Source organism: Wolbachia endosymbiont of Tuta absoluta (assembly GCF_059414725.1).
The window spans coordinates 1-305 of sequence record NZ_JBNRJY010000582.1 but is presented as its reverse complement, the minus strand read 5'-3'; the positions used below and the strand labels follow the sequence as shown (position 1 = coordinate 305).

Sequence of the window (305 nt, the reverse complement as noted above, 5' to 3'; positions counted from 1 at the left end):
TAAAAACTATATTACTGTTTAGTGTAGCTGAAAAATAAAATGATCCCGTAGCTCAGCCGGTAGAGCAACTGACTTTTAATCAGTGGGTCACGCGTTCGAATCGGTCTGTAACTGTGCTAAAAATTGTTCTGAAAAAATAGCGATTGAACAAAGAGTACACATTTTTAACAAATACTATAATCTAGGTGATCGATCGATTTAGGAGTGCTTGGCACTCATCTTTGGACCTATAACTAATTATGCTCCCAAAACGTAAACTAATTGATTATTATTATTTAAGACCTACTTTAATTGAGAATATGGTG

At 34.1% G+C, this 305-nt stretch carries 1 tRNA gene; it reads left to right on the top strand.

The features are described 5' to 3' along the window. The first annotated feature begins 47 nt into the window (after positions 1-47). Positions 48-115: transfer RNA gene (locus ACJ5GX_RS06450), tRNA-Lys, on the top strand. Positions 116-305: the final 190 nt, after the last annotated feature.